Raw genomic sequence first — 25745 nt, forward strand, 5'->3', positions numbered from 1 at the left:
TCGTGCCGTTCCGAGGCGTGTCAGTTCCCGCGGTACTAAGAACGCCGGCGGACGTGGAAGACGATGAGTCCGAATCCGATGAGCGCCGCCACCCCGCCGATGACCAACGCGATCATCGTGACGTTCTGCCCGCCGCCGGCGTTGTCGGCGCTCTGCCCGGCCGGGGCGGCGGTGCGCGCGGCATCGGCCGAGTTGGGCAGCGGAACCCGCCAGATCGGCTGCCCCGCCCCCTCGGAGTTGACCAGCAACGCGTGGCCGTCGGGCGTGAAGGTCACGCCCTCACCCTGCTTCTGCCGCGGCAGCAGGATCTCCACCGGGTCCTGGGTCAGGGACTTGGCGATGTCGCCGCCGTTGATCCACCAGACGTACGCGGTGTCGTCGTTGCGGATGACCACGCGGTCGCCGGTGGGGGAGAAGGCGCCGCCGGACGCCCCGGTGATCGGGACGTTCGGGACGACGGCGCGCAGGAGGTTGACGCCCTGCGGGTTCAGGCTCGCCGGCGCGGCCCACAGCGCGGCGCGCTGCTGGGCGTTCTCGGTCTTGTTCACCACGAACACGTGGCCGGTGCCCGGCTGGACCAGCAGCGTCTCGGCGTTGCGGCCGGTGACGCCGTCGGCGTACCGCAGGCGGTAGGTCTCCAGGCCGGTCGCCGTGACCTGGCCGGTCGAGTCCGGCGACGGCTCGGCGAACCGGTACACCTGGTAGTCGCGCCGGCCGGACTTGTGGTCCTTCTGCCGGGTGAGCAGCGCGTCCCCGATGTCGCCCATGAAGATGAACCGCTTGCCGTTGCGGAGCCGGACGGCGTTCATGTCCTCCCAGTCCTGGTTGGAACCGGCGGGCAGGCGGATCGTGAACTGCACCTTGCCCTTGGCCCCGAGCCCGAAGACGTCCGTGGTGCGGCCCGAGTCCTCGTGGGAGTACAGGACGCGGCCGTTCTCGCTCGTCGCCAGCCCGCTCGCCTGGGTGATGCGCGGGTCGGTGACGGTCTCGACGACCTGGGCGTCGATGGGCCCCGGCGCCGCCGCGATCCGGGCGGTGGCGGCGGTCGGCCAGAAGGCGCAGAGCGCGGCCAGGACCGCCGAAGGCACGCGATAAAGGCGCATGGGCATGCTGATCCCCGGATCTCCCCACTAAGTCTCTGAGAAGGTAAGGCTCGGGGCTGCCCCCGGTAAACTCCTGCCGCCTGCGAGTCTAGGGAGCCATCGGTGTCGAACGGGTACGAAGCGGCGGTTCCGGCGATCACGCACGTCGCCGGCGTGTCTCCCGGCCGGCGGGCCTGATCCTCTCGTGGTCGCCTTCAGCGCCGTGAGGCCGTCGTCCCGGCACGGCTCCGACACGCCCTCCTCGCCGGAGGAGCCCTCGTGGGGGCAGGAACTGCCCATCTGGCCGCTCCTGGTCTTCTTCGCCGGCTACCCGGTGCTGTGGGTCCTGGGTCTCGGCGGCTTCGCCGCCAGCCTGGCCGCCCTGCCGATGCTCGGCATCCTCCTGCTGCGGCGCGGCATCCGCGTGCCCCCGAGCTTCGGGCTGTGGCTGCTCTTCCTGCTCTGGATGACGTTCTCGGCCACCCAGCTCGACACCGCCGGACGCATGATCGGATTCGTCTTCCGGTACATGAATTACGCGGCGGCCACAATCTTCTTCCTCTACGTCTACAACTCCGCGCGCCGCACGCTTCCGCTCACCCGGCTCGTCGGTCTCATGGTCCTGTTCTGGGTCTGGGTCGTGGCCGGCGGCTACCTGGGCGTCGTGCTGCCGAACGGCTCGATCAGCACGCCCATGCAGAGCCTGCTGCCCGGGTCGATCGTGGGCAACGACTACGTGAGCCAGCTGGTCCACCCGAAGTTCGCCGAGGTCCAGCGGCCATGGGGAGCGCCGAAGGCGTACAACCGGCCGAGCGCCCCCTTCGCGTACACCAACACCTGGGGCAGTCACTTCGCGCTGCTGGTGCCGTTCGCGATCCTCTACATGCGGACGGCGGCGGTCCAGTGGCGCCGCAACGCCGTCACGGTCCTGCTGATCGCCTCGCTGGTGCCCGCCTTCAGCACCCTGAACCGCGGCATGTTCCTCGCGGTCGGCGTCGGCGTCGTGTACGCGGCCGTCCGGTTCGGCTTCCGCGGCCAGGTGAAGTGGCTGGCGGCGGTGCTGGTCCTGCTGGGGATCGGCCTGGCGACGGCCTCGGCCCTCGGGGTGGGGCAGAGCGTCGGCAGCCGCACCCAGTACAGCTCCACGAACGCCGGACGGACGACGATCTACCGGGAGGCGTTCGAGCGCACCCTCGAGTCGCCGTTCATCGGGTACGGTGCGCCGCGCCCCTCCAAGACCCTCAACATCTCGGTCGGCACGCAGGGCCAGGTCTGGAACATCATGTTCTCGTTCGGCTTCGTGGCGCTGGTCCTGTTCTGTGCCTGGCTGTGGTCGCTGCCACTGCGCACGCGGGCCGCGCCGGGCGCGCTGATCTGGCTGCACGTCGTCACCGTGATGGCCGCCTTCATGATCTTTTATTACGGGCTGGACGGCTCCCAGCTCGTGGTCATCTTCGTCGCCGCGGCGCTCGTGCTCCGGGAGAGGGCGGCCGGCCCGGATCCCGCGCCCGCCCGGCCGCCCGCGACCGGCCTCGCCCGGCTCGCGTCCGCGCCGGGCCGGCCGGAGTCCCGTGGCCTGTCCGGCTGGGTCCGGTACACGCCGGGGCCGACCTGGAGCCAGGGCGAGGAGGAGGACGAGTGACCACGCAGGCCGAGGCGGTCGAGGGACGGAGCCAGGCCGGGGAGCGACGAGTGACCAGGCAGGCCGAGGCGGTCGAGGGACGGAGCCAGGCCGGGGAGCGACGAGTGACCAGGCAGGCCGAGGCGGTCGAGGGACGGAGCCAGGCCGGGGAGCGACGAGTGACCAGGCAGGCCGAGGCGGCCGAGGGGCGGAACCAGGCCGGGGAGGGCGACGAGTGACCACGCGGTCCGAGGCGGCCGAGGGGCGGGGAATGACCACGCAGGTCGAGCACGCCGACCGTGCCCGGCGCTCGCACTTTCGCGAGTTCGCGCGCGGCGGGCTCATCGGGCTGGTCGGCTCGGGTGTCGCGGCCCTCGGCGGCTTCCTCCTGACCGTCGTCGTCGCCCGGGCGCTCGGCCCCGCGCAGACCGGCGTGTTCTTCACGGTGGTCGCCCTCTTCATGATCCTCACCGAGGTCACCGAACTGGGTGCCGACACCGGCCTGGTGCGCAGCACCGCGCGGCTGCGCGCCCTCGGTCGGCCCGGCGACCTGCGCCGGGTCGTCGTCGCCGCGCTCGTGCCAGTCCTGGCCGTGGGTGCCGTCACCGGGCTGGCGGTGTTCGCGCTCGCGCCCTGGCTGGCCGGGCTTCTCGTCGACGCCGCGCACCACGACGACGCCGTCTTCCTGCTGCGGGTCTGCGGACCCGTCCTGTCCGTGTCGGCCGCCCGCAACGTCGCGCTGTCGGGCACCCGCGGCCTGGGCAACCTCACCGCGTTCACGATCCAGGCGAACGTCATCACGCCGCTCAGCCGGCCGGTGCTGGTCATCGCCGTCGCCGCCCTCGGCTACGGCGCGGGCGCGGTCATGGTCGCCTGGTCTCTGCCGATCGGGCTGACCTTCGTCGCGGCGGTGGTGATCCTGTGGCGGCTGGTCCGGCGGGCCGAGGCGGAGCCCCCGGCCGCCCCGGCGGAGCACGCTTCGCCCGGCCCCGAGGACCCCTCGGCCGTACGGGAGTTCTGGGCCTTCTCGGGCCTGCGCGGCGTCGCGGCCATGCTCGAGATCGTCGTCGTCTGGCTCGGCGTGCCGCTGGTCAGCGCGATGGTGTCCAGCCACGACGCCGGCATCTACGCCACCGCCGGCCGGTTCATCACGACGGGGACCCTCGTGCTGGCGGCCACGCGGCTCGCCGTGGCGCCGCAGATCGCGGGTCTGCTCGCCCAGGGGGAGACCCGGCAGGCCGAGGACCTCAACGCGGTCGCCACCGGCTGGGTCGTCGCCGCTTCCTGGCCGCTCTACCTCGCCCTGGCGGTCTTCGGGCCGTTCGTGCTCACGCTCTTCGGCCAGGACTTCCGCGGCGGCGCCGCGGCGATGGCGATCCTCGCCTGCGCGATGGCGCTGGTGCTGGCGACGGGCAACGTGCAGACCGTCCTGCTCATGGGCGGCAAGAGCTCGTGGAACCTCCTCGACAAGGCCATCGTCGTGGTCGTGATGGTGGTGCTCCACCTGCTGCTGGTGCCGCCGTTCGGCATCGTCGGCGCCGCCGTCGCGTGGGGCCTGTCGATGCTCGTGGACAACGGGCTGGCCGTCGTGCAGGTGCGCTACCTCATGGGCCTGCGGCTCCGTACGAGGACGCTCGCCCCCGTCGGGGCCTGGGCGCTGGTCTGGTTCGGCGGCCTCGGCGTCGCGCTGCGGGCGCTCTTCGGGACCGGTCTGCCCGTGTTCGCGGCGTACGTCGTCCTGGCCGGCTGCGGGTACGGGGCCGTGCTGTGGCGGCTGCGGCACGTGCTGCACGCCGATGTGATGGTCGGGGCCCTCCGGTCGCGCGGACGCGGCGGACGGGCCGACGAGAACGAGGAGGGCTGACGTGCCGACGGGGTTCGTCACGCGGGCCAAGGACCGCTCGCCACGCTGGATGAAGGACACCGCCAACGCGATGACGCGGGCGTACGCCGTGCGGACCGCCGACCAGCGCCACCTGCCGGACTTCCTCATCATCGGCACCAAGCGCGGCGGCACCACGTCACTGTGGAACTACCTCATCCAGCACCCGCTGGTCATGCCGATGTATCCGGCCTCACGTGGGGTGAAGAGCCCCGGCTACTACTACGTCAACTACGGCAAGGGCGACGCCTGGTACCGCTCGCACTTCGCCACCGAGCGGGAGCTCGACCGGATCGAGGAACGGCTGGGCACCCGCCCCGTCACCGGGGAGGCTTGCCCGTACTACATGTACTTCCCGCCGGTCCCCGAGCGGGTGCGCGCCCGCACTCCGGACGTGAAGATCATCGTGACGCTGCGCGACCCGGTGAAGCGCGCCTACTCGCACTACTGGGAGCGGGTCGGCGACGGCGTGGAGGACCTGAGCTTCGAGGATGCCCTGGCCGCCGAGCCGGAGCGGCTGCGCGGCGAGCGCGAGAAGATGGCCGCCGACCCGATGTACTACAGCCGGGCGCACGACTTCTACACCTACCGCGACCGCGGGATCTACCGGCCGCAGCTGGAGAACTGGTTCTCGGTCTTTCCCCGCGAGCAGTTCCTCATCATGCCGGCGGAGGACCTCTACGGGAACGAGCAGGCGGCCGTGGACCGGGTGACCGAATTCCTCGGACTTCCTGCACATCCGCTGAAGATCGCCAAACGGCACAACCACCTGCCGGCGCCCCCCATGAACCCGGACATCAAGGAAGAACTCACGGAGTTCTACCGCCCGCACAACCGTGCGCTCTATGCTCTCCTCGGCGAGGAGTATTCCTGGCCCGCGTGACGCGCGCCGAGACGACGTCCGTCCGCCGCTTCCGGTTTACCGGCCCGACAAAATTTCTTCGGCTAATTACCGGTAATAGCGGAATGGTTACACTCGTTGACAGCGCGTGCGTCTTGCACTAATTTTGCGACGTTCCTGCGCCAGCTCCCTCTGTGCTGCAGAATTACTTATCCCCCCGAGCCCCCTGCTCGCCGCACATACACCGCGGGAGAGTTCATGGCATTTCGTCTGCCACCGCGCAAGGCGTCCCTCGCCGTCGGCGCGGCCGCGCTGGTAGCGGCCGCCGGCGTCGTATTCGTCCCCGAGTTCGCCAGCGCGGGCGCGCCGGACGGCAAGTCCTCCAGCGCCGCCGGGCTGTCCTGCTGGGCGATCAAGCAGGACTACCCGAAGAGCGCCACCGGCCTGTACTGGCTGAAGACACCTCGGATGACCAGCGCCCAGCAGTTCTACTGCGACATGACCACCGACGGCGGAGGCTGGGTCCTCGTCGGCCGTGGTCGGGAGAGCTGGAACTTCCACTACGCCGGGCAGAGCAGCGCGTCGAACGTGCGCAACACGCCCACCGGCACCGCCGCCTTCGCGCCCGCCGCCGTCCCCGGCGACACCATCAACGGGCTGTTCAACGGCGGCCCGATCGACGAGGTCCGGCTGCACCGTGCGAAGAACACCACCGGCACCTCCTGGCAGGACCTCCTGCTGAAGTACAAGAACCTGGCGGACTGGTCCTGGACCTTCGACGGCGGGCTGCCGCTGGAGTCGGCCTCCTTCGACGGCACGGACTACAGCGGCGGATACACCGACAAGACCGGTAGTACCAGCTCGCTGCGCCCGTACAACTACCTGTCCACCGTCAAGGACACGAACAACGCGTGGAAGAAGGGCTTCGCGTACGGCGGCCTCGACGGCGGGTCGACCAGCGCGAGCAGCTACCTGTACCGGGCCTCGTCCAAGGGCCAGGCCCTTCCCTTCACACAGGTCTTCATCCGGCCGAAGATCACCGCCGCGACCGGCGGACCGGCCCCGGCCACGCCGAAGCTGGTCAGCGGCAAGACCTCGTCCAGCCCCTGGGGCGTCACGGGCGTCGTCGGCGGCGGCACCGGTGAAGAGAACATCGAGGTGCACGCCCTCGGCGTCGTCGGCAGCACGCTCTACGTCGGCGGCAAGTTCCAGTACGTCCAGAAGGGCGCCAGCCCGGCCGCCGGCCAGAAGGTCGAGCAGTCCTACCTCGCGGCCTTCGACACCAGCACCGGCGAGTGGAAGTCCGACTTCCGGCCCAAGCTCAACGGCATGGTCTGGGCGATCAAGGGAACGAGCGACAAGCTGTTCGTCTCCGGCGACTTCACCAGCGTGAACGGCGTCGCCAACACCGGCGGCGTCGCCGCCCTCGACCTCAAGACCGGCGCCCCCGTGTCCACGTGGAAGGCCGGCCTGATTCGCGGCAGCGGCACCGCGCGTGGCCGCGCCATGGACATCCAGGACGGCTGGCTCTACATCGGCGGCACGTTCGACCACATCAAGGGCGGCACGACCATCGCCAAGTCGCCGTTCTGGGTCGGCGGCGCTGCACGCGTCAAGGTGACGGACGGCACCCCGGACACCACGTGGAACCCGTTCTTCGACGCGGGCGTGTACTCCCTCGACGCCAGCTCGAAGGGCGACCGCGTCTACTTCGGCGGCCGCATGAAGCACATGGGCAAGCAGAAGGACGTCGCGATCAACGACTTCGCGATCGTCAGCACGGCGGCGCCCGGCGGCCACATCTCCGGGCTCGGCGACACGAAGTGGATCCCCAGCATCTCCGACCCGGACAAGCCCTACCGCAACACGATCCTCGAGGTCGGGGACCGCGTCTGGATGGGCGGGTCAGAGCACGACATCCAGGTCTACGACCGGGACTTCAACAACAAGATCGGCGGGAACCTCGCCCGCTCGGGCGGTGACTTCCAGTCGTCCGTCGAGATCAACGGGGTCCTGTACGCCGGGTCGCACGGCTTCGACTTCGACTACACCGACGGCTGGACGTACCCGGACCCGAAGGTCGGCGGCTACTCCAACGTGCACCGCCTCAACATGGTCGGTGCCTGGAACGCCCAGACCGGCAAGTACCTGCCCAACTGGAACCCCATCTTCGCGTCGCGGGCCGGAAACGGCGTCTGGGCGCTCGTGAAGGACAACAATGGGTGCATGTGGGCCGGTGGCGACCTGAAGAGCGGTTCCTGGACCGGCTCCGCCTACCAGTGGCTCGGCGGATTCGGCCGATTCTGCCCCTGACCCGACCATTCGGGCCGGGCTCGGTCGCTTCCGCGTCGTGATCAGGGAATCACCCGCCGGGTGATTCCCTGATCACGCTTAGGGGGACGGCCGGAACGGGAGGTCTTGGACGTATGAGTATCGCCAGAGGACGCAGGCGAGGCGTCGCGCTGTCGGCGGTGGCGCTGATCGGGGCGGGCGCCGTCCTGTCCGCCTGCGGCTCCGCGAGCGGCAACGACAAGGGCGGATCGAAGTCACACGGGGGAGCCCTCACCCTCGCGGAGGGCAGGGCCGGGGTCAAAGGCGGATCCTGTGGAGCCGACGCCAAGCTGATGCCGAAGTGCGGGGCGTACTGGGGCATCTACTCGGTCCAGGGCGCGTCGCTCACCTCGGCCGTCACCGACATCGAGGGGAAGGCCGGCCGGCGTTTCGACATCGTCCTGCGCTTCCACGACTTCTCGAACAAGCCGGGACCGGGCGTTTTCCCCGACGACTCCGAACGTGAGCTCGGCCGCTCCCGGCTGCTGTTCTTCGCCTGGGAGAGCAAGCTCTACGGAAAGCAGCAGAGCTACAAGTGGCGCGACATCGCCGCGGGCACCTACGACCGGTCCGTCATCCAGCCCGTCGCCAATCGCGTGAAGGCGTACGGGCGGAAGGTCTTCATGTCCTTCGACCCGGAGATGGACCGGCACATGACCAAGGGCGAGCTCAAGGGCAACGAGGCGGAGTACGTCGCCGCGGCCCGGCACGTCCACGACGTCTTCGCCAAGGCCGGTGTCACGAACGTCGTCTGGGTCTGGGTCGTGACCGGGGCGCTCAGCGGGGACAACCCCCAGCGGATCCTCCACTCCTACCCGGGCGACGCGTACGCCGACTGGGTGGGCTGGGACCCGTACAACTTCTACAAGTGCCACGGCGGGCAGTGGCGGACGTTCGACGAGAAGATCGGGCAGACGTACCGGTTCTTCGAGAAGAACGGGCTCGGCAAGAAGCCGTTCATCCTGCCCGAGTACGGCACCCAGTTCGACCCGGCCGATCCGAAACGTTCGCTTCAGTGGTACCGCGAGATCCCTGGCGTGCTGAAGCAGAAGTACCCCAACATCGCCGGCCTGGTCCGCTTCGACGCGGGGCCCGGCTGCAACCTGAAGGTCGACAACGGCCCGGGCATGCTGAACTCCTACGCCGAGACCGGCCGCGACCCGTACCTCAACACGTCCGCTCAGTAGCGGCGCTCGGGTCTTACCGGGACCCGTGCCCCAGTACGGCTAGTGGGACTCGGCGGGCCGGTCGCGCCGGCGGCGCCGGCCCCGGGGTACGGCGACGAGTTCGTCCACCAGACGGCCGAACCGCGCGACGGCGGGCGCGGTCTCGTCGGCCGCGTCGGACACGGTGTACGTCCCGGGCTCGGCGAGAGCGCGGTCCAGGTGGGCGTGCAGGTCCTCGGCGGTCTCGGCGAGGGCGACCTTGCCGAACGCCGCGACGTGCCGGGAGAACCGCACCTGGTGGTCGTCGACGACCTCGTCCAGCCGCGCGATCCGCGGCACCACGATCGGCAGGCTGCCCGCCTGCCGGCTCTCCGTGATCGAGCCGGGGCCGCCCTGGCAGACGACGACGGCCGCCTCCCGGAACAGCGCCTGCATGTCGGCGTGCGGCAGGAACTCGTGGCACTCCGCGCCCACCGGGGGATCGGCCGGGCCGTGCTGCACGACGCAGCGGGCGTGGCCGTTCGCGGCAAGCCACTGCTCCATCCAGCCCATCAACCGGTCGAACCGGTGATGGTCGGTGCCCACCGTCACGAACACCAGCGGCTTATCCGTCCCGTTCACAGCAACTGCCCCACGACGGTTCCCTTCGGATAGCGCGCCCGCTGCTCCTCCCACTGCAGGAGGAACAGGTCGGCGATCGGATAGCAGAGGCGGCCGGTGAGCGTGCCCGAGTCGATACGGTCGTAAACCTCGAGATAGACGGTGCGCCTGCGCATGAGGCGGCCCAGGACGAAGAACGGCACGGCGACGCCCGCCCCGGAGCTCACGATCACGTCGGGCTTGTAGCGCGGGAGCAGCCGGATCGCGAGCCACAGGTTCCGCAGCAGGTTCGGGATGTTCCGGGTCGTCGGATGGTAGGCCCAGGTCACCTGCTCGTCCGCGAGGAGGGAACAGGCGTCGGCCTTCTCGAACGTCACCCACATCCGCTCGTGCTCGGACCACCAGGGCTGCAGGCGGTACAGCTGGGTCAGATGCCCGCCGGTCGAGCACACCAGGAGGACTCTCACCGCTCCTCCAGGACCTCGAGCATGGCGGGGTGGAGAGCGGGGTTCCAGCCGCCGCCCAGCCGCTTGAGGTGGTACGTCCGCATGAACATCTCCAGCAGGTAGAGCCGTGCGAGCAGCCCGCGATGGTCGGGAGGGACCGTGGGGAGCTCGTCGGCGGCGGCCGTCCGTACGGCGGCGACCGCCTCGGCCAGCGGCCGGCCGCGCAGCACCAGCGCCACCTGGAACCTCCAGTGCAGGAGGTCGAAGCCGACCGGGGCCTCCTCGGCGCTGTGCTCCCAGTCGAAGACGTAGAGGTCTCCGGCGTGGCGGCCCATGTTCCACGGCACCCAGTCGCCGTGCCAGCGGCCGACGAGCAGGGGAGCGCCGCCGTGCTCGCGTTCGAGCTCGTCGCAGTGGGCGCCGATCAGCGCCGCGAGCCGCGGCTCCTCGGCGTCGGCGGCCAGCACGTCCGCCTCCGACCGCAGCGCCCGCCAGAATCCCGCGTCGGCCAGCTTCGTCGTACGGGCGGCGAAGGGACCCGGGAGGTCGGCCGGGGTCGGTCGGTCAGGGGAGACCGAGAGGTCGGTCGGGGTCAGTTGGCCGGGAGAGACCGGGAGGTCGGTCGGGGTCGGTTGGTCGGGGGAGACCGGGAGGTCGGTCGGGGTCGGTTGGTCGGGAGAGACAGCGTCGTACGACACGGCCGGCGGCCCGTCCTCCGCCCGGTAGCGGCGGATCCGGAGCGGCAGCGGCGCCGTGACGGTGAGGTCGTAGTCGCGCCAGGGGCCGTGGTGCAGCAACCGCGGCACCTGGACGCCGCCGGCCGCGGCCTCCTCGGTGACGGCGGCGATGGCGGCCGCCTCGCGCCGGGTCATCTCCCGGGTGGCGTCGTTCCAGCCCACCTTGGCGTATCCGACGGGGGTGCCGTCGGCGCCGAAGAGCTGAAGGGTCGGCTTCAGGTTGGGGTCGGGCGGCCGGACGCCGACGCCGAGCGCGAGCCGCGGCACGCCGAGCACCCGCTGGAGGTGCGCGCTCAGGAGGTAGTCGCCGAGCTCGGCGGGGGGAAGCTCCTCCGGCACGCACACGAGCAGCCGGTGCCGCAGCAGGAGCGGGCCCAGCCCCGTACGGAAGCCGGCGCCCAGGACGGTCCGCGGAACGCGGAGGCGGGCCCAGCGCAGCCCGTTGTAGTGGGTGAGGCTCCCGGCCGCGACCGCGCGGCCATCGAGCGGCACGAGGAACCGCGGCCGCTCCGGGGAGGGGATCACGGCGTACCGCTCGACCACGCGGTGGCCCGCCGGGACGTCACCCGACGTGACACGGACCGGCCACCCGGAGGACTCCGGCTCGGGCAGCCAAAGCCGTTCGACAAGTGCGCGGAGCACAGCTTCCCCTGATGCGCTTGATCAACCCGGAAGTGCCCAGTGGCCTACTTCAACTTTCCCGGCACTTTACCGTAATCGTAGTTTCATCAGCGGCCTCATCACCCCAATTCCGGAACGGCAGTACCCTCGGTCACGGAACGGAAGCGGAATTCACAGTGAAGGGCGCGGGATGGGCATGGGCGGCGGGCCGCTGGTCGTGATCGTGCTGTCCCACCGGCACCCGGCGCAGGTCGCCCGCCTGGTCGACCGGATCCGCACCGGCACCGACACGGTCGCGGTCGTCCACCACGACCCGAGCGGCGAGCCGCTGACCCTCCGTCCCGCCTCCGACGTCGCCCTCATCCCCGACGCCCGGCCCTGCCGATGGGGGCGGCTCTCCCTCGTCGAGGCGCAGTGGCGCTCGCTGCGCTGGGTGGCGGACAACATCCCGGAGTTCTCCTGGGCCCTGCTCGTCTCCGGTCAGGACCATCCGATCCGGCCCATGACCGCGATCGAGAAGGAGCTCACCGCCTCACCGTACGACGCGTACCTGCGGCACTTCGCCGTGACGTCCGATCCGGCGGAGGACACCGACCCCTGGCAGGCGGTGACCCGCAGACGCTACCTGCGCAAGCGACGCCTGCCCCGCACCCACCGGTCGGTGCCGCTGCCGCTCGCGCGGCGTCATCCCTACCGGGACGGCGTCGGACTGTACGTCGGCGACATGTGGTTCAACCTGTCCGCGACCGCCGTGCACGGCATGCTCGCCGACCCCCTGGCCGACCGCCTGCTGCGCTACCTGCGGTACGCGCCGATCCCCGACGAGGCGTTCATCTGCTCCATGGCCCGCAACACGCGGCCCGCGCTGTCCGTCGCCAATGACAGCAAGCGGTTCATTCGCTGGGGTCCGGACGCCAGCCATCCCGACCTGATCACCGCGGACCACCTCGACGAGATCCGGGCCAGCGACGCCTTCTTCGCCCGCAAGGTGGACGTCTCCGCGCATCCCGAGATCCCGGACCTGCTCGACCAGGTCGCCGCCGAGCGCACGGCGTCCTGACCCGTTCGTCTCAGCGCACGATGTTGATGGCCCGCTGGTGGATCCGGCAGTACCGCCGCTTCTTGCAGAAGGCGTGATTCGTGTTGGTCAGCGCGCGCACGTTGCCGTCCGAGACGTGTTGGATCCCCTTGAGAAAAGCGGGACTTCGGATGGTGATCGAGTTGGTGTTGTGGCTCCCGTTGCCGTTGTGGTTGTTGTCACCGGTCAGGGCCGTGATCGGCGCCTGCCGGGGCAGCACGGCGGCCCGCGCCTCGAGGCCGGGCGACGCGCAGAGGGCGGTGCTCAACGCGAGGCCGGAGACGGCGACGAGGCGGCGGCCGACGGTTCCTCTCATGTGGGCTTCCTTTCACGGGAGAGCCATCGCGGTGCCCGGTTGCGGCAGCCGGGGGAGATGCTCCACACCCCCCGGGCTCCGCTGCGTCTCTACCCGATGGCCGTCGGTGGACCATGGTGCACGCCGTTCCCGGTCCGGATGATTAACCCCGGTTTGCCGGATCGTCCGCTCGGACGATCCGGTGCTGGACGAGTCCCGGGAAGAAGTTGGCCGGACATTCGAACGACCCCGCCGGTCCTCGCTCCTCCCCGGCGGCGGCCGGGCCGGCCGAGCCCTCGTCCATCAGCATGAGGCCGTACGGGCCCATGTAGAGCAGGCGGCCGGGCGGAGTGCGCGTCTCCGGCACCGTCCGTGTCTCTGGCACCGTGCGTGTCTCCGGCGCCGTGAACGGATCGCTTCCCGTCGGCGCCGCGGTCTTCTCCGGAGCGACCACCGTCACGTTCTGTCTCACGGTGCAGACCCGGACATTGCGGCAGAACGCGTTCTGCGTATCAGCCACCCCACCGGCGTTCCGGTTGTTCGTGTGCTGGTAGCCGTGATTGTGGATGGGACTTCTCACCGACAGGGCGTTGTTGTTGTGGTGGCCGTTTCCGTCGTGCGTGTGGTCGGCGAGGAGGCGGGCCGGCGCTGCCGCCGGTGTCTCCGCGGCCCGCGCGGCGGACGGGAGCCAGGCGAGGGCGAAGACGCCCGCCGTCAAGGCGTAGGCGCCGGCCTTCCGGCGGATCGCGGCCTTATCGGCGATCGATTCTCCGCGGGTGCCCTGTCGGATCATTCTCCCACCTTCGTGAGTCGGTGATTCCAGACGCGAACGGTCCGTTCGCCGGGCCTACCCGGGATCGATATCGCGATCACCTTCGGTGTGATCGGTGGTTGAATTATTACTCGTTCATTGTCGCCGGCTCACCGGCGAATCAGGTGAAAACCGTCGCGGGGCGGGAATGGGCGCGGCGACGCGGAGTGGCTGGGGATGCCCCATCGCCATCCGGATTCCGAGATACGCGAAGGGAATGAGCAGGGTCAGGTCCGCGACATGGGCTATCGCGATCTCGCGGGGGATCCGGCTGAGCGGAAAGGCCACCGCGCCGACGGAGGTCAGAACTCCGATCGTCACGGGAACGGCCCGGATCCGCGTGAGCACGACGCCGAGGACGAGAACGCTGGCGGGGAATGCCAGGCCGGCGAACCAGAATGCGACGGCGGCCGCAGCCGGGTGCTCCTGGAGCAGGTGCACGGCCTGGGTGTGCGAGACGCCGAACAGCTCTTCCTGCATGCCCTGCAGGCCGAACGACGCCCCGCCGACGCATCCGTACACGGCCACCGGAAGGGCGACCGCGGCATAGCGCGGGACCCGCGGCTCGATGAGGCGATAGACCGCCACCAGGCCGACGATCCAACCTATCGTCGCCGCGACGATGAGTGTTCCGGCCGTAATTCCTTGGTGCCGGTCGCTCCAGTAAAATGTGGAAATACCCTGGATCGTCGGGGCCAAGATGAGACACGCGCCGGCGATCGTACGGGAAACAGGGTGCATCATTCATTCCTCCGTGGCGTGTTCGTGTCCATTGCCATGGAGAGAACAGTAGAAAGGAACGCCGGGAAATCCATCCGCTCGGCGTCGCGACCCGATACCGCGGTCGCGGTAGAAGGGCTAGTTCTGGGGTGGTACGCCCGGGAGCCCGCCCGCCATTCCCGACCGGTAGGCGAACACCACGAGTTGGGCGCGATCCCGTGCCCCCAGCTTCGTCATCGCCCGGTTGACGTGGGTCTTGGCGGTCGCCGGGCTCATCGCCAGCCGCACCCCGATCTCCTGGTTGGTCAGTCCCTCGGCCACGAGCGACACGACCTGGCGTTCCCGGTCGGTGAGGGCGGTCCACCGGTCCGGGTCGAACGCCGGCCCTCCCGTCCGTCCCACGAACGCCGCGATCAATCGTCGGGTGACCTGGGGCGCGAGGAGTGCGTCACCGGCGAACACGATGCGCACCGCCTGCCGCAGAGTGTCCGGTTCGATGTCCTTGAGGAGGAACCCGCTGGCGCCCGCGTGCAGCGCGCTGTAGACGTACCGGTCCAGGTCGAAGGTCGTCAGGACGATCACCTTCACGTCCGGCGCGCGCTCGTCGGCCAGGATCCTCCGGGTCGCCGCCAGCCCGTCGGTGCCGGGCATCCGCACGTCCATGAGGACCACGTCGGGGCGGTGGGCATGGGTCAGCGCGACCGCCTCCTCACCGTCGGCGGCCTCCGCGACCACCTCGATGTCGTCCGTTCGCTCCAGGAGGATGCGAAAGCCCGCCCGGACCAGCGTCTGGTCATCGGCCAGCAGCACCCGGATCGTCACGTCGTCTCCTCGTCCGGCGGCCAGGCGGATGCCCGGGCGGTCATGCCGTCTCCTCGCCCGACGGCGCGCATTCGATCAGGGCGCTCACGTCGTCTCCTCGTCCGGCAGCGCGGGGCGGATCGGGGCGGTCACGGTCTCCTCGTCCGGTAGCCAGGCACGCACCCGGAAGCCGCCCCTTCCGTCGGGCCGCCGGAACGGACCGGCGGTGAACCGGCCGCCCAGACCGGCCGCCCGCTCGGCCATGCCGCGCAGGCCGTGGCCCGGCCCGGCGTGCCCGACCGCGCCGTCGTCGTGCTCTCGCCCGGCGCGCCCGGTCGCGCGGTCGTCGCCGTCGGGCTCGGTCGCGCGGTCTTCGCGGCCTGGCCGGGCGTGCCCGGCTGTGCGGTCGTCGTGGCCTGGCCGGGCGCGCTGGGTCGTGCGGTCGTCGTGGCCGCCGCCGTCGTCGACCACTTCGAGTGCGAGGCCCCCGTCGTCGTACCGGACCAGGATCTCCACCAGGTCGGCGTCGGCATGGCGCAACGCGTTCGTGAGCGCCTCCTGCGCGATCCGGTAGGCCGTGAACTCCACCAGACGCGACAGCGGGCGGCGCTCGCCCTCGATCCGCACCTCGACGCGCGGGCCACCGCCGCCGACCGCCCGCGCCAGGTCCTCGAGCCGGTCGATGCCGGGGGCGGGGGGCTCCACGTCGCCCTCACCGGGGTCCCGCAGGACCCCGACGGTCGCCCGCAGCTCGGCCAGCGCCTCACCGCCGGCGCGCCGTACCGCCTCGATCGCCTCTCTCGCCTGGGCGGGCGCCTCGGTCAGCAGCTCCGCGGCCACGCTCGCCTGCACGTTGATGACGGCGATGGTGTGGGCGGACACGTCGTGGAGTTCGCGGGCGATGCGGATCCGCTCCTCGGCGAGGCGCTGGGCGGCGACCTGGTCCCGGTGCGCGGCGAGGAGCGCCAGCCGCGCCTCGAACTCCGCTCGCCGGGCACGGCGGCTGCGTACGGCGTCGCCCAGCAGGAGGGCGGCGACGAACACCACCGTCGACCCGTCCAGCGCGGCGTCGAACAGACGGACGCCGCTGTGCTTCGTCCGGGCCAGCGCGTCGGACACGATCATCCAGCCCGCGAGGGAGAGGGCCGCCCAGCGGCGAGGGGCGGCGGCGGCCGAATAGAGGGCGACCCACACCGGGACGGCCGGCGCTCCGCCCGGATAGTCCGCCACGTGGTAGATCAACCAGAGCAGGGAGACGACGCCGATCGTCAGGGCCGGCCGGCGGCCGCGCAGGAGCAGGGCCAGCGCCATCGCCAGCCCGAGGCCGTACGCCGCCGCGTCCGGGGTCCGGTCTCCGGTGTCCGGCGTCGCCGTGCCGATGCGATAGAGGGTCGCCGCCCCGACGACCGCGCACAGGGCCGGCTCCCTCGCCCACGGCGGAACCGCCGTGATCCGATGGCGCGCCCGCGTCAGGTCCACGCCCCCACCGTACGGACGATCACCCCGAGCGCGGAGCGCCGGAACGCGCGTGAGGGGTGGCGGGGCGGCCCCGCAGCGGACCGCCCACGGCGCCGCCGTCGTCGCTGAGATGCGTCAGGGCGGCGCGGAACCGTCCGCGCCGCCCTGGTTCGAGTGTCGCCTCGCGAGGCCTCCCTGACCGGATCCGGTCAGCCAGACCTCAACCGGCCGGCGGACAGGTCAGCGGCCGAGGACGGATGTGCCGGTTCGCGGTCGGTCCGGACCGCTCGGGCGGACGGGTCAGTGGCTGAGGAGGGACGTGCCGGTTCGCGGTCGGTCGGAACCGCCGGGGCGGCCGCCGCGCCCTCGCGCGGGAACGGCAGCGGCCGCAGGCCGTTCCAGGCGCGCAGCAGCGACCAGACCGCGATACCGCCGACGACCGCGGCGACCAGTGCCCACGCCATCTGGGTGGTGCCGACGTTGAACATCTTCAGCGCCGACGCCAGCAGGACGAACGCCAGCACCCACCGGATGATGCCGCCCGGCGCCCGGGACGACGCCAGGGACCCGAGGAAGACGCCGGGGATCGAGCCGACCAGCAGCGCGAGGGTGATCGCCAGCTTGAAGTCGCCGAACAGGATGTGGCCGAGGGCCGCCGCCCAGACCAGGGGCACGGCCTGGAGGAGGTCGGTGCCGACGAGACGGTTCGCGTTGAGCTTGGGATAGAGCGCGAGCAACGCCACGATGATCAGCGAGCCGGAGCCGACCGAGGTCATGCCGACCACGAGGCCACCCACTGCTCCGACCATCATGGTCGGGATCGGGCGTACGGAAATCGACGAGGGGGCCGCCTCGGTGGTCTCCTCGGACGACGGGCGGCGCGCCGCGCGCCGGGGGCCACGGTCGGCCATCGTCAGGTAGCTGCGGATGGTCAGGCCGGCGGCGGCGATGAGCAGGGCCACCCCGAGCGCGATCTCGATGACGTTCTGCACGTTGCTGCCGCGCCCGAGGGCCCGGGCGAGGAGCACCCCGCAGAACGCGGTCGGCACGGAGCCCGCGCACAGCCAGGCGACGAGACGCAGGTTGACCGTGCCCCTGCGGAGGTGGACGAGGCTGCCTACCGGCTTCATCACGGCGGCGGCGACGAGGTCGCTGGAGACCGCGGTCAGGGGCGGAACGCCGAAGAAGACCGTGAGCATCGGCGTCATGAGGGCGCCGCCGCCCATGCCGGTCAGCCCGACGACGATCGCCACCAGGAACGATCCGAGCGCCATCTGGTAATCGAAGTGCATCCGTATGCCCTACCCGTTTAATCGGGAAAGTCGGACATTCAGAGTATGCGGTGACGGCAAGGGCACGCCAGGCAAGGTCCCGGTGTGCACTCGGTGACTAGTTCCTTACTCTGAGCGCACCCAGCCGCCGGCGACCAGCAGGTCGAGTACCCGCTCCACCGCCGCCTCCGCGGTCAGCTCCGTGGTGTCCAGCGTGAGCTCGGCGTCATCCGGCACTTCGTACGGATCGGAGATCCCGGTGAACTCCGGGATGAGACCGGCCCGCGCCTTGGCGTACAGGCCCTTGCGGTCGCGGCGCTCGCACTCTTCCAGGGGCGTCGCCACGTGCACGAGGACGAAGTCGCCCGTGGCGTTCACCATGCGGCGCACCTCCGCCCGGGTCGCGGCGTACGGGGCGATCGGCGCGCAGATCGCGACCCCGCCGTGCCGGGTGATCTCGGCGGCGACGTACCCGATGCGGCGGATGTTGAGGTCGCGGTCGTCCTTGGAGAACGTCAGGCCGGCCGACAGCAGCCGGCGTACGACGTCGCCGTCGAGGAGGGTGACCGTGCGGCCGCCCCGCTCGACGAGGGCGTCCGCCAGCCCGCGGGCGATCGTCGACTTGCCCGAGCCGGACAGCCCGGTGAAGAACACGGTGATGCCCCGCCCGTGCCGCGGCGGGTGCGCACGGCGCAGCTCCTCCGCCACCGCCGGCGGCGTGAACCACTCGGGGATCTTCTCGCCGCGGTCCAGCAGCGCGGCCAGCTCCGCCTCGGTCGGCTCGGGCCGGGCGTGGTCGGCCTCGATCTTGGAGAGCGGCCGCCACACCTCGACGCTCTCGTCGTACGCCCACGGCTCCGGCGTGACGAGCTCGATCGGCAGGTCCCCGATCGCCACCACGAGCGCGGCGCCACCGGCGTGGGCGGTCTCCTCGGAGTCGGCCGTGAAGAAGTGCGTGGCACCGTACGCGGCGGCGACGTGAGCGGCGAGGGCCAGATCGCGGCCCGGCCGCTCGATCAACGGCACCGGAACGACGAGCGAGTCGGCCGGCAGCTCGCGGCGTACGGCCAGCACGGCGCGGACCAGGGCGTCGTCGTGCCCCTCGCCGATCAACGGGAGCAGCAGCAGCCGCGCGTCGAGCTTCTCGGCGAGCTGCCGCAACTGGCCCAGGTGCCGCCGGTGCAGCGGAGTGCGGGTCGCGATCGCCAGCGTCGTCGCTCCCGCCAACTCGGCACGCACCTCGCGCGGCGACCGGCGCAACCGGCGGAACGGTCCGTGCTCCGAAGCGCCCAGCGCCTCGACCGGGCCGGCGGCCCGCCACGACGTCGTCGCCGACGTCCGGAGCGGATCGCCCTCCGGGAACCCGGGCGGAGAGGCGGCGTCCTTCCACGTCTCCGTCACGTGGAGGACCGCCACCGGTGCCCCCTCCGGGTCGGCCAGGAGCAGCCGCTCCTCCTTGGTGAGGTCCTCCGGGATCGCGAGCGTGACCGGCACCGGCCAGGGCGTGCCGTCGGACAGCCGCCCGGCGGCGGCCACGGTCGCCGCGTCCACCGCCCCGAGGAACCCGGTCAGCGGATGGAACGCGCCGTTCAGCAGCAGTTCGAGGTCGGCCAGCTCGGCCGGGCCGGGCGTGAGGCTCGGCATGTCGCGTAGGTCGCCGGCTTCCGTCGTCAACGCAGGCTCCGATCGTCTCTCGACCGATGACCATAGAACTCTACGCTCTGCCCGCGTCACCTCAGATGATGCGCGCGTAGCGATTCTCCGGTTTGCGGATCACCATCGTCGCCTCGCTGTACGCCGAGGTCACCCGATTCCGGGACAAGGCGGCCAGGGCCCGGCACAGCATGCTCACGGCCAGCCCCGACCTGGTCACCGTCGCGGCGGACGTGTGCTCTTCCGTGATGACCAGCCCGCGCATGAGGCAGTACGCCCGCATCCCGGACAGCGACGCCGCCCGCTCGTACACCGCCTGAGGCGGGGTCTCGCGCTGCCAGAGCACGGACCGCAGCCACCGCGGCGCGACCCGGTCCAGACGTCCGAACGCGGTGTCGCGGTCATGGAACCGTACGAGCAGCAGCCCGCCCGGCTTCAGCGCCGCGACGATCCGGTCGAGGACCAGCTCGGCGTGCGGGATCCGCTCGATCAGGTACGAGGCGTGCACGATGTCGTACACGCGCGGCGGCATGGGCACCGTCCGCAGATCGCCCAGATGCCAGGCATCGAGGTCACGGCGGACCCGGACGCGCGCGCGGACCCCCGGCAGGTCGACGTCGACCCCGGTGACGTGGCACCCGACGGCGCCCAGCTCGAGCGGAGCCGCCTTCCGGCCGCACCCGGCGTCGAGGACGTGCAGAGGCTCGAAGGGCCTCTCCTCGGCGTACTCGCGAACGCGTTCGTGGAAGAGGTCACCGTCGAAGGTCGGCGGCGTGCGCAGCTCGGTCACGCCCCGGAGCGTAGCTCTCCGCTCGCTCTCCGTGCGCACATTCGGCATTGTGCGTGTCGTGTTCAACGGCGCTCGCTCCGCGAGCGCGGTTCGCGGCGCTCAACGCGCTGCCTTCCCTCGTCGCTCTTCAATCCAGACGACGCGCGCCCGCTCACACCCGCTCGGCCGGGGCGCGGGCGGTGTGTGGTACGCGTGGCGCGTAGGCTGGGGACCCCGGGGTGAGATCACTCTCCGGGCCTTCACGCTGCCTCACCCTTGATGAGCCCATGACGCTTTCCGGACTGCTCGACGTCGCCGCCGTCGATCCCGCACTCGCCCGCGCCCTCAAGAGCGCCGACGCCCACCTGGACCTCGTCGCGCCACCCGCGCTGCGCCCCGTCCTCGGCGCCGCGCTCGCCCGTGAACGTGGGCGCACCGTCCTGATGGTCACCGCGACCGGCCGGGAGGCCGAGGACCTCACCGCGGCCCTGACGAGCCTGCTCGACCCCGCCGCCGTCGCGCAGTTCCCGGCCTGGGAGACGCTGCCGCACGAGCGCCTGTCGCCCCGTTCGGACACGGTCGGCCAGCGGCTCGCCGTGCTGCGGCGGCTCGCCCACGGCGACCCCGAGGACCCGGCGGCCGGTCCGCTGCAGGTCGTCGTCGCGCCCGTCCGGGCGGTGCTGCAGCCTCTCGTGTCCGGGCTCGGCGACCTGGAGCCGGTGCGCCTGCGGGTCGGTGACGACGTCGAGCTGGACGACGCGGTGCGCCGCCTCGTCGACGGCGGGTACCACCGCGTGGACCTGGTCGAGAAGCGCGGCGAGATCGCCGTCCGCGGCGGCATCCTCGACGTGTTCCCGCCCACCGAGGAGCATCCGCTGCGGGTGGAGTTCTGGGGCGACCAGATCGAGGAGATCCGCTACTTCAAGGCGGCCGACCAGCGTTCGCTGGAGGTCGCGCAGGACGGGCTGTGGGCGCCGCCGTGCCGGGAGCTGCCGCTCACCGCGTCCGTCCGCGAGCGCGCCCGTGACCTCGGCCGCCAGCATCCGGCGCTCGCCGAGATCCTCGAGCAGATCGCCGACGGAGCGGCCGTCGAGGGCATGGAGGCGTTCGCGCCGGTCCTCGCCGACCACATGGAGCTGCTCCTCGACGTGGTCCCGGCCGGTTCCTCCGTCATCGTCTGCGACCCCGAGCGAATCCGCACCCGCGCCGCGGAGCTGGTCAGCACGAGCCAGGAGTTCCTGGAGGCCTCCTGGGTCAACGCGGCGGCGGGCGGAGAGGCGCCGATCGACCTGGGCGCGGCCGCGTACAAGACCCTCGACGAGGTCCGCGACCACACGGCCGAGCTCGGTCTCGCCTGGTGGACGATCACCCCGTTCGCGAGCGCGGAGTCCGCGGGCACCGGCCCGACCCGGCGCGAGTACTCCGCGGCCACGGGCGAGTTCACCGAGATCGCCGCCGACGACACCTCAGGCGAGGACGACGGCGGCGCGCTGCGGATCGGGGCCCGCGCGGCGGAGTCCTACCGGGGCGACACCCAGCGGGTGATGGCCGACGTCAAGGGCTGGATCCACGAAGAGTGGCGGGTCGTCCTGGTCACCGAGGGCCACGGGCCGGCCGAGCGGCTGGCCGAGGTCGTCCGCGAGGAGGGCCTCGGCGCGAAGGTCGTCGACCTGGACGGGTCGCCGGAGCCCGCGATCGTCAACGTCTCCTGCGGGCTCCTCGAGCACGGCTTCGTCTGGGACGACGTGAAGCTCGCCGTGCTCACCGAGACCGACCTGTCCGGGCAGAAGTCCTCGACCAAGGACATGCGGCGGATGCCGTCGCGGCGGCGGGGCGGCGTCGACCCGCTACAGCTCACCCCCGGCGACTACATCGTGCACGAGCAGCACGGCGTCGGCCGGTACGTCGAGATGGCCAGCCGGACCGTGCAGGGCGCCACCCGCGAGTACCTCATCATCGAGTACGCCAAGGGCGACCGCCTGTTCGTGCCCACCGACCAGCTCGACGAGGTCACCCGCTACGTCGGCGGTGAGGCGCCCAGTCTGCACCGGCTCGGCGGCGCCGAATGGCAGAAGCAGAAGGGCCGGGCGCGCAAGGCCGTCCGCCAGATCGCGGGCGAGCTGATCCGGCTCTACTCCGCGCGGCAGGCCTCACCGGGGCATCCGTTCCAGACGGACACCCCGTGGCAGCGCGAGCTGGAGGACGCATTCCCGTACATCGAGACGCCCGACCAGCTCGCCGCCATCGACGAGGTCAAGGGCGACATGGAGAAGGCGGTCCCGATGGACCGCCTCATCTGCGGCGACGTCGGCTACGGCAAGACCGAGATCGCCGTGCGCGCGGCGTTCAAGGCGGCGCAGGACGGCAAGCAGGTCGCCGTGCTGGTGCCGACGACGCTGCTGGTCCAGCAGCACCTGTCGACGTTCAGCGAGCGGTTCGCCGCCTTCCCGGTCGTGATCAAGCCGATCAGCCGGTTCCAGACCGACAAGGAGGTCGCCGAGACGCTGCGCGGCGTCGCCGACGGCACCGTCGACCTCGTCATCGGCACCCACCGGCTGCTGTCGCCGGAGACCCGCTTCAAGGACCTCGGTCTGATCATCATCGACGAGGAGCAGCGGTTCGGCGTCGAGCACAAGGAACGCATGAAGGAGATGCGCACCCAGGTCGACGTGCTGGCCATGTCGGCCACGCCGATCCCGCGCACCCTGGAGATGGGGCTCACCGGCATCCGGGAGATGTCGACGATCCTCACCCCGCCGGAGGAGCGGCACCCCGTCCTGACGTTCGTCGGACCGTACGACGACAAGCAGATCGCCGCGGCCATCCGGCGGGAGCTGCTCCGCGAGGGCCAGGTCTTCTTCGTGCACAACCGCGTGCGCTCGATCGACAAGGTCGCCAAGCACCTCACCGAACTCGTCCCGGAGGCCCGGGTCGGCGTCGCGCACGGCCAGATGAACGAGCACCAGCTCGAGAAGATCATGGTCGACTTCTGGGAGAAGGAGTACGACGTCCTCGTCGCCACCACGATCGTGGAGAGCGGCCTCGACATCCCGAACGCCAACACCCTGATCGTGGACCGTGCCGACATGTACGGCCTGTCGCAGCTGCACCAGCTGCGCGGGCGCGTCGGCCGGGGCCGCGAACGCGCGTACGCCTACTTCCTCTACCCGCCCGAGGTGCCGCTGACCGAGACCGCCCACGAGCGGCTCGCGACGATCGCCCAGCACACCGAGATGGGCGCGGGCATGTTCGTGGCCATGAAGGACCTGGAGATCCGCGGGGCCGGCAACGTCCTCGGCGCCGAGCAGTCCGGGCACATCGCCGGGGTCGGTTTCGACCTGTACGTCCGCATGGTCGGGGAGGCCGTGCGCGAGCTGCGCGAGGAGGGCGTCCCCGAGACGCCCGAGGTCAAGGTGGAGCTGCCGGTCGACGCGCACATCCCGCACGAGTACGTCCCCGGCGAGCGGCTGCGGCTCGACGCGTACCGCCGGATCGCGGCGATCCAGAACGACGACGAGATCGCCGCCGTCCGCGACGAGCTGGTGGACCGCTTCGGGCCCCTGCCCGTGCCGGTGCTGAACCTGCTGGAGGTCGCGCGGTTCCGCGCCCTCGCCCGCCGGGGCGGCCTGACGGACGTCACGCTCCAGGGCAACCACATCCGGTTCTCGCCGGTCAGCCTGCCCGAGTCGCGGACGGTACGGCTGCAGCGCCTGTACCCGAAGAGCATCCTGAAGGCGGCGACCAATACCCTGCTGGTGCCGGTGCCCAAGACCGCTCCGCTGGGTGGGCGCCCGCTGCGCGACCAAGAGCTGCTGAAATGGTGTACCGATCTGGTGGAGGCGCTGTTCCTCGCGGATCCCGTGGCCAGATGACGAGCCGGGGCGAAGAGATCCCCGGTGCCGGACGTACCCGCGACCGACGGGCCGCGGACGACGAAAATGAGAAGGACGCTCTGTGTTCCGAAAGCCGTTCACCATCACTCTGAGCGCGGTGCTCGCCGGTGCCGCGCTGACCGCCTGCGGCCCCCTCAAGACCGGCGCGGCGGCCATCGTCGGCAACGACCGCATCACGGTCGCGAAGCTCAACAAGACGGTCGACGAGTGGTCCAAGGAACTGCCGAAGTACCCCGCCGCGCAGCAGATCGCCCAGCAGGCCCAGGCGCAGGGGCAGCAGGTACCCTTCGACCCGTCGTCGCCGCAGCGCAGCGCCCTCTACCAGCTCGTCGACATGAGGGTCTGGGAGGAGGTCGCCCGTAACGACGGTGTGAGGGTCAACGGCGGCCAGGTCGACGCGCTCATCGCGCGCAACGGCGGCATGGCGACGCTCGACGCCAACGTCGTCGCCCAGGGCCTGCCGATCAGGTTCAGCCGCGACTACGCCAAGTCGGTCCTGCTCCGCACGGCGGTCATGCAGCGGTACGGCGTGACGACCGCGACCGACCAGCAGTCGCAGCAGCAGGCGCTGCAGCAGGTCGCCGGCAGCTACCAGCGGGCGGGGCGCCGCCTCAAGCTCGACGTGAACCCGCGCTACGGCTCCTTCGACTTCCAGCGCATGTCGCTCGGCCCGGTCTGCCCCACCCTGTCCAAGCCGGACTCCGGCACGCCCAGCGCGAGCGGCGGGAACTCGTGCCAGGTCTGACCTTCCTCGCGTCCTCGCCGCGGGTCGCGCCGGGGCAGCTGACCTGGCCGGCCTGGGAGGCCCTGCGCTCGGCCGACCGGGTGCTCACCGGCACCGCCGAGCACCCGCAGCTGCCGTACATCCGGCAGGCCGGCGTGGCGGTCGAGGTCACCGAGCCGGACGCCGCCGCCCTCGTCCGCGAGGCGTCGTCCGGGACGGTCGTGTGGCTGGCCGACATCGAGGGCGACGAGACGCTGATGCGCTCGGTCGGCTCGATCCTCGTCGGGCTGGACGAGCCGCCGCAGGTCGAGGTCGTCCAGGGCGCGTACGACCTGCCCGGCGCGCGGTTCCTCGACCTCGTCGCCGTCATGGAGACGCTGCGCCGCGAGTGTCCCTGGGACCGCAAGCAGACGCACGCCTCCCTCGCGCCGTACCTGCTGGAGGAGGCGTACGAGGTCGTCGACACGATCGACGGCGGTGACCTCGAGGCGCTGCGCGAGGAGCTCGGCGACGTCCTGATGCAGGTGGCGTTCCACGCTGAGGTGTCACCGGACTTCACCGTGGACGACGTGGCCGAGGGCATCGTGGAGAAGCTCGTCCGCCGGCATCCCCACGTGTTCGGTGACGTCACGGTCGCGGACGCCGACGAGGTCAACGCCAACTGGGACAAGATCAAGTCGGCCGAGCGCGGCGAGGACGCGTCGATCTTCCAGGGTGTTCCGATGGCGCAGCCCGCGCTCTCGCTCGCCGCCCAGCTGCAGCGGCGTGCCGCCAAGGCCGGGATGCCGGAGGAGCTGTTCACCGACGACGAGGTCGGCGCGGACCTGTTCGCGCTCGTCCGTCGCCTCCGCGAGGAGGGCCGCGACCCCGAAGCCGAGCTCCGCGCCGCCGCCCGGCGCTTCCACGACCGCGTCCAGCGGCGAGAAGACACCGAATAGCCTCCAT

General features: G+C 71.3%; 22 protein-coding genes. 10 read left to right on the forward strand and 12 right to left on the reverse strand.

Going from position 1 to position 25745, the window contains the following annotated elements:
- Positions 1–35: 35 nt before the first annotated feature.
- Complete coding sequence (locus ACQP2O_RS06975) at positions 36–1109, reverse strand: hypothetical protein (RefSeq protein ID WP_433180984.1); 1074 nt, start codon at positions 1107–1109, stop codon at positions 36–38.
- 178 nt (positions 1110–1287) lie between these two features.
- Between ACQP2O_RS06975 and ACQP2O_RS06980 the strand changes: the two genes are divergently transcribed.
- From ACQP2O_RS06980 to ACQP2O_RS07005, 6 genes are all read left to right on the forward strand, one after another.
- The gene (locus ACQP2O_RS06980; RefSeq protein WP_433180986.1) at positions 1288–2724 is read left to right on the forward strand and encodes an O-antigen ligase family protein; all 1437 of its coding nucleotides are present in this window, start codon (positions 1288–1290) and stop codon (positions 2722–2724) included.
- Positions 2721–2942, forward strand: coding sequence for a hypothetical protein (locus ACQP2O_RS06985; RefSeq protein ID WP_433180987.1), 222 nt, complete (start codon positions 2721–2723; stop codon positions 2940–2942). Before ACQP2O_RS06980 ends, ACQP2O_RS06985 begins: the two co-directional genes overlap by 4 nt.
- Entirely contained in the window at positions 2939–4567 is a 1629-nt protein-coding gene (locus ACQP2O_RS06990; protein ID WP_433180989.1) for a lipopolysaccharide biosynthesis protein, read from the forward strand. Before ACQP2O_RS06985 ends, ACQP2O_RS06990 begins: the two co-directional genes overlap by 4 nt.
- Before the next feature lies 1 nt (position 4568).
- Positions 4569–5468: a sulfotransferase domain-containing protein gene (locus ACQP2O_RS06995; RefSeq protein ID WP_433180991.1), complete on the forward strand. Its 900-nt coding sequence runs from the start codon at positions 4569–4571 to the stop codon at positions 5466–5468.
- 216 nt (positions 5469–5684) lie between these two features.
- Positions 5685–7739, forward strand: a complete 2055-nt coding sequence (locus tag ACQP2O_RS07000) for a fibrinogen-like YCDxxxxGGGW domain-containing protein (protein WP_433180993.1) — start codon at positions 5685–5687, stop codon at positions 7737–7739.
- 113 nt (positions 7740–7852) lie between these two features.
- On the forward strand, positions 7853–8944 hold the full coding sequence (locus ACQP2O_RS07005; protein ID WP_433180995.1) for a hypothetical protein: 1092 nt from the start codon (positions 7853–7855) through the stop codon (positions 8942–8944).
- A 39-nt stretch (positions 8945–8983) separates the two neighbouring features.
- On the opposite strand, the gene ACQP2O_RS07010 is transcribed toward ACQP2O_RS07005, so the two are convergent.
- Genes ACQP2O_RS07010 through ACQP2O_RS07020 form a run of 3 tightly spaced genes read right to left on the reverse strand, consistent with a single transcriptional unit; the run spans position 8984 to position 11348 of the window.
- Complete coding sequence (locus ACQP2O_RS07010) at positions 8984–9544, reverse strand: glycosyltransferase (protein WP_433180997.1); 561 nt, start codon at positions 9542–9544, stop codon at positions 8984–8986.
- Entirely contained in the window at positions 9541–9990 is a 450-nt protein-coding gene (gene pssD / locus ACQP2O_RS07015) for a PssD/Cps14F family polysaccharide biosynthesis glycosyltransferase (protein WP_433180999.1), read from the reverse strand. The genes ACQP2O_RS07010 and pssD overlap by 4 nt, the downstream gene beginning before the upstream one ends.
- Entirely contained in the window at positions 9987–11348 is a 1362-nt protein-coding gene (locus ACQP2O_RS07020) for a hypothetical protein (protein WP_433181001.1), read from the reverse strand. Before ACQP2O_RS07020 ends, pssD begins: the two co-directional genes overlap by 4 nt.
- Before the next feature lie 169 nt (positions 11349–11517).
- Between ACQP2O_RS07020 and ACQP2O_RS07025 the strand changes: the two genes are divergently transcribed.
- Positions 11518–12387 carry a beta-1,6-N-acetylglucosaminyltransferase gene (locus tag ACQP2O_RS07025; protein WP_433181003.1) on the forward strand — a complete coding sequence of 290 codons (870 nt, stop codon included), beginning with the start codon at positions 11518–11520 and terminating at the stop codon, positions 12385–12387.
- A 10-nt stretch (positions 12388–12397) separates the two neighbouring features.
- Here ACQP2O_RS07025 and ACQP2O_RS07030 read toward each other — a convergent pair whose 3' ends face one another.
- The 8 genes from ACQP2O_RS07030 to ACQP2O_RS07065 all read right to left on the reverse strand — a co-directional run bounded on the left by ACQP2O_RS07030 (position 12398) and on the right by ACQP2O_RS07065 (position 20204).
- Entirely contained in the window at positions 12398–12721 is a 324-nt protein-coding gene (locus ACQP2O_RS07030; RefSeq protein ID WP_433181005.1) for a hypothetical protein, read from the reverse strand.
- A 142-nt stretch (positions 12722–12863) separates the two neighbouring features.
- Positions 12864–13493, reverse strand: coding sequence for a hypothetical protein (locus tag ACQP2O_RS07035; RefSeq protein WP_433181007.1), 630 nt, complete (start codon positions 13491–13493; stop codon positions 12864–12866).
- A gap of 114 nt (positions 13494–13607) precedes the next feature.
- Positions 13608–14255, reverse strand: coding sequence for a hypothetical protein (locus ACQP2O_RS07040; RefSeq protein ID WP_433181009.1), 648 nt, complete (start codon positions 14253–14255; stop codon positions 13608–13610).
- 114 nt (positions 14256–14369) lie between these two features.
- On the reverse strand, positions 14370–15053 hold the full coding sequence (locus ACQP2O_RS07045; RefSeq protein WP_433181011.1) for a response regulator transcription factor: 684 nt from the start codon (positions 15051–15053) through the stop codon (positions 14370–14372).
- A gap of 84 nt (positions 15054–15137) precedes the next feature.
- A complete protein-coding gene (locus ACQP2O_RS07050) occupies positions 15138–16511 on the reverse strand; it encodes a sensor histidine kinase (protein ID WP_433181013.1) in 1374 nt (457 codons plus the stop codon).
- A gap of 188 nt (positions 16512–16699) precedes the next feature.
- Positions 16700–17782, reverse strand: coding sequence for a sulfite exporter TauE/SafE family protein (locus ACQP2O_RS07055; protein ID WP_433181015.1), 1083 nt, complete (start codon positions 17780–17782; stop codon positions 16700–16702).
- Positions 17783–17887: 105 nt separating this feature from the next.
- A complete protein-coding gene (gene cysC / locus ACQP2O_RS07060) occupies positions 17888–19405 on the reverse strand; it encodes an adenylyl-sulfate kinase (protein ID WP_433190951.1) in 1518 nt (505 codons plus the stop codon).
- Positions 19406–19496: 91 nt separating this feature from the next.
- Positions 19497–20204, reverse strand: a complete 708-nt coding sequence (locus tag ACQP2O_RS07065; RefSeq protein WP_433181017.1) for a class I SAM-dependent methyltransferase — start codon at positions 20202–20204, stop codon at positions 19497–19499.
- A gap of 266 nt (positions 20205–20470) precedes the next feature.
- Between ACQP2O_RS07065 and mfd the strand changes: the two genes are divergently transcribed.
- The 3 genes from mfd to ACQP2O_RS07080 all read left to right on the forward strand — a co-directional run bounded on the left by mfd (position 20471) and on the right by ACQP2O_RS07080 (position 25738).
- The gene (gene mfd, locus ACQP2O_RS07070; protein ID WP_433181019.1) at positions 20471–24055 is read left to right on the forward strand and encodes a transcription-repair coupling factor; all 3585 of its coding nucleotides are present in this window, start codon (positions 20471–20473) and stop codon (positions 24053–24055) included.
- A gap of 82 nt (positions 24056–24137) precedes the next feature.
- A complete protein-coding gene (locus tag ACQP2O_RS07075; RefSeq protein ID WP_433181021.1) occupies positions 24138–24821 on the forward strand; it encodes a hypothetical protein in 684 nt (227 codons plus the stop codon).
- Complete coding sequence (locus ACQP2O_RS07080) at positions 24809–25738, forward strand: MazG family protein (protein ID WP_433181023.1); 930 nt, start codon at positions 24809–24811, stop codon at positions 25736–25738. Before ACQP2O_RS07075 ends, ACQP2O_RS07080 begins: the two co-directional genes overlap by 13 nt.
- Positions 25739–25745 lie beyond the last annotated feature (7 nt).

Source organism: Actinoallomurus sp. CA-150999 (assembly GCF_050942425.1).
GTDB lineage: Bacteria > Actinomycetota > Actinomycetes > Streptosporangiales > Streptosporangiaceae > Actinoallomurus.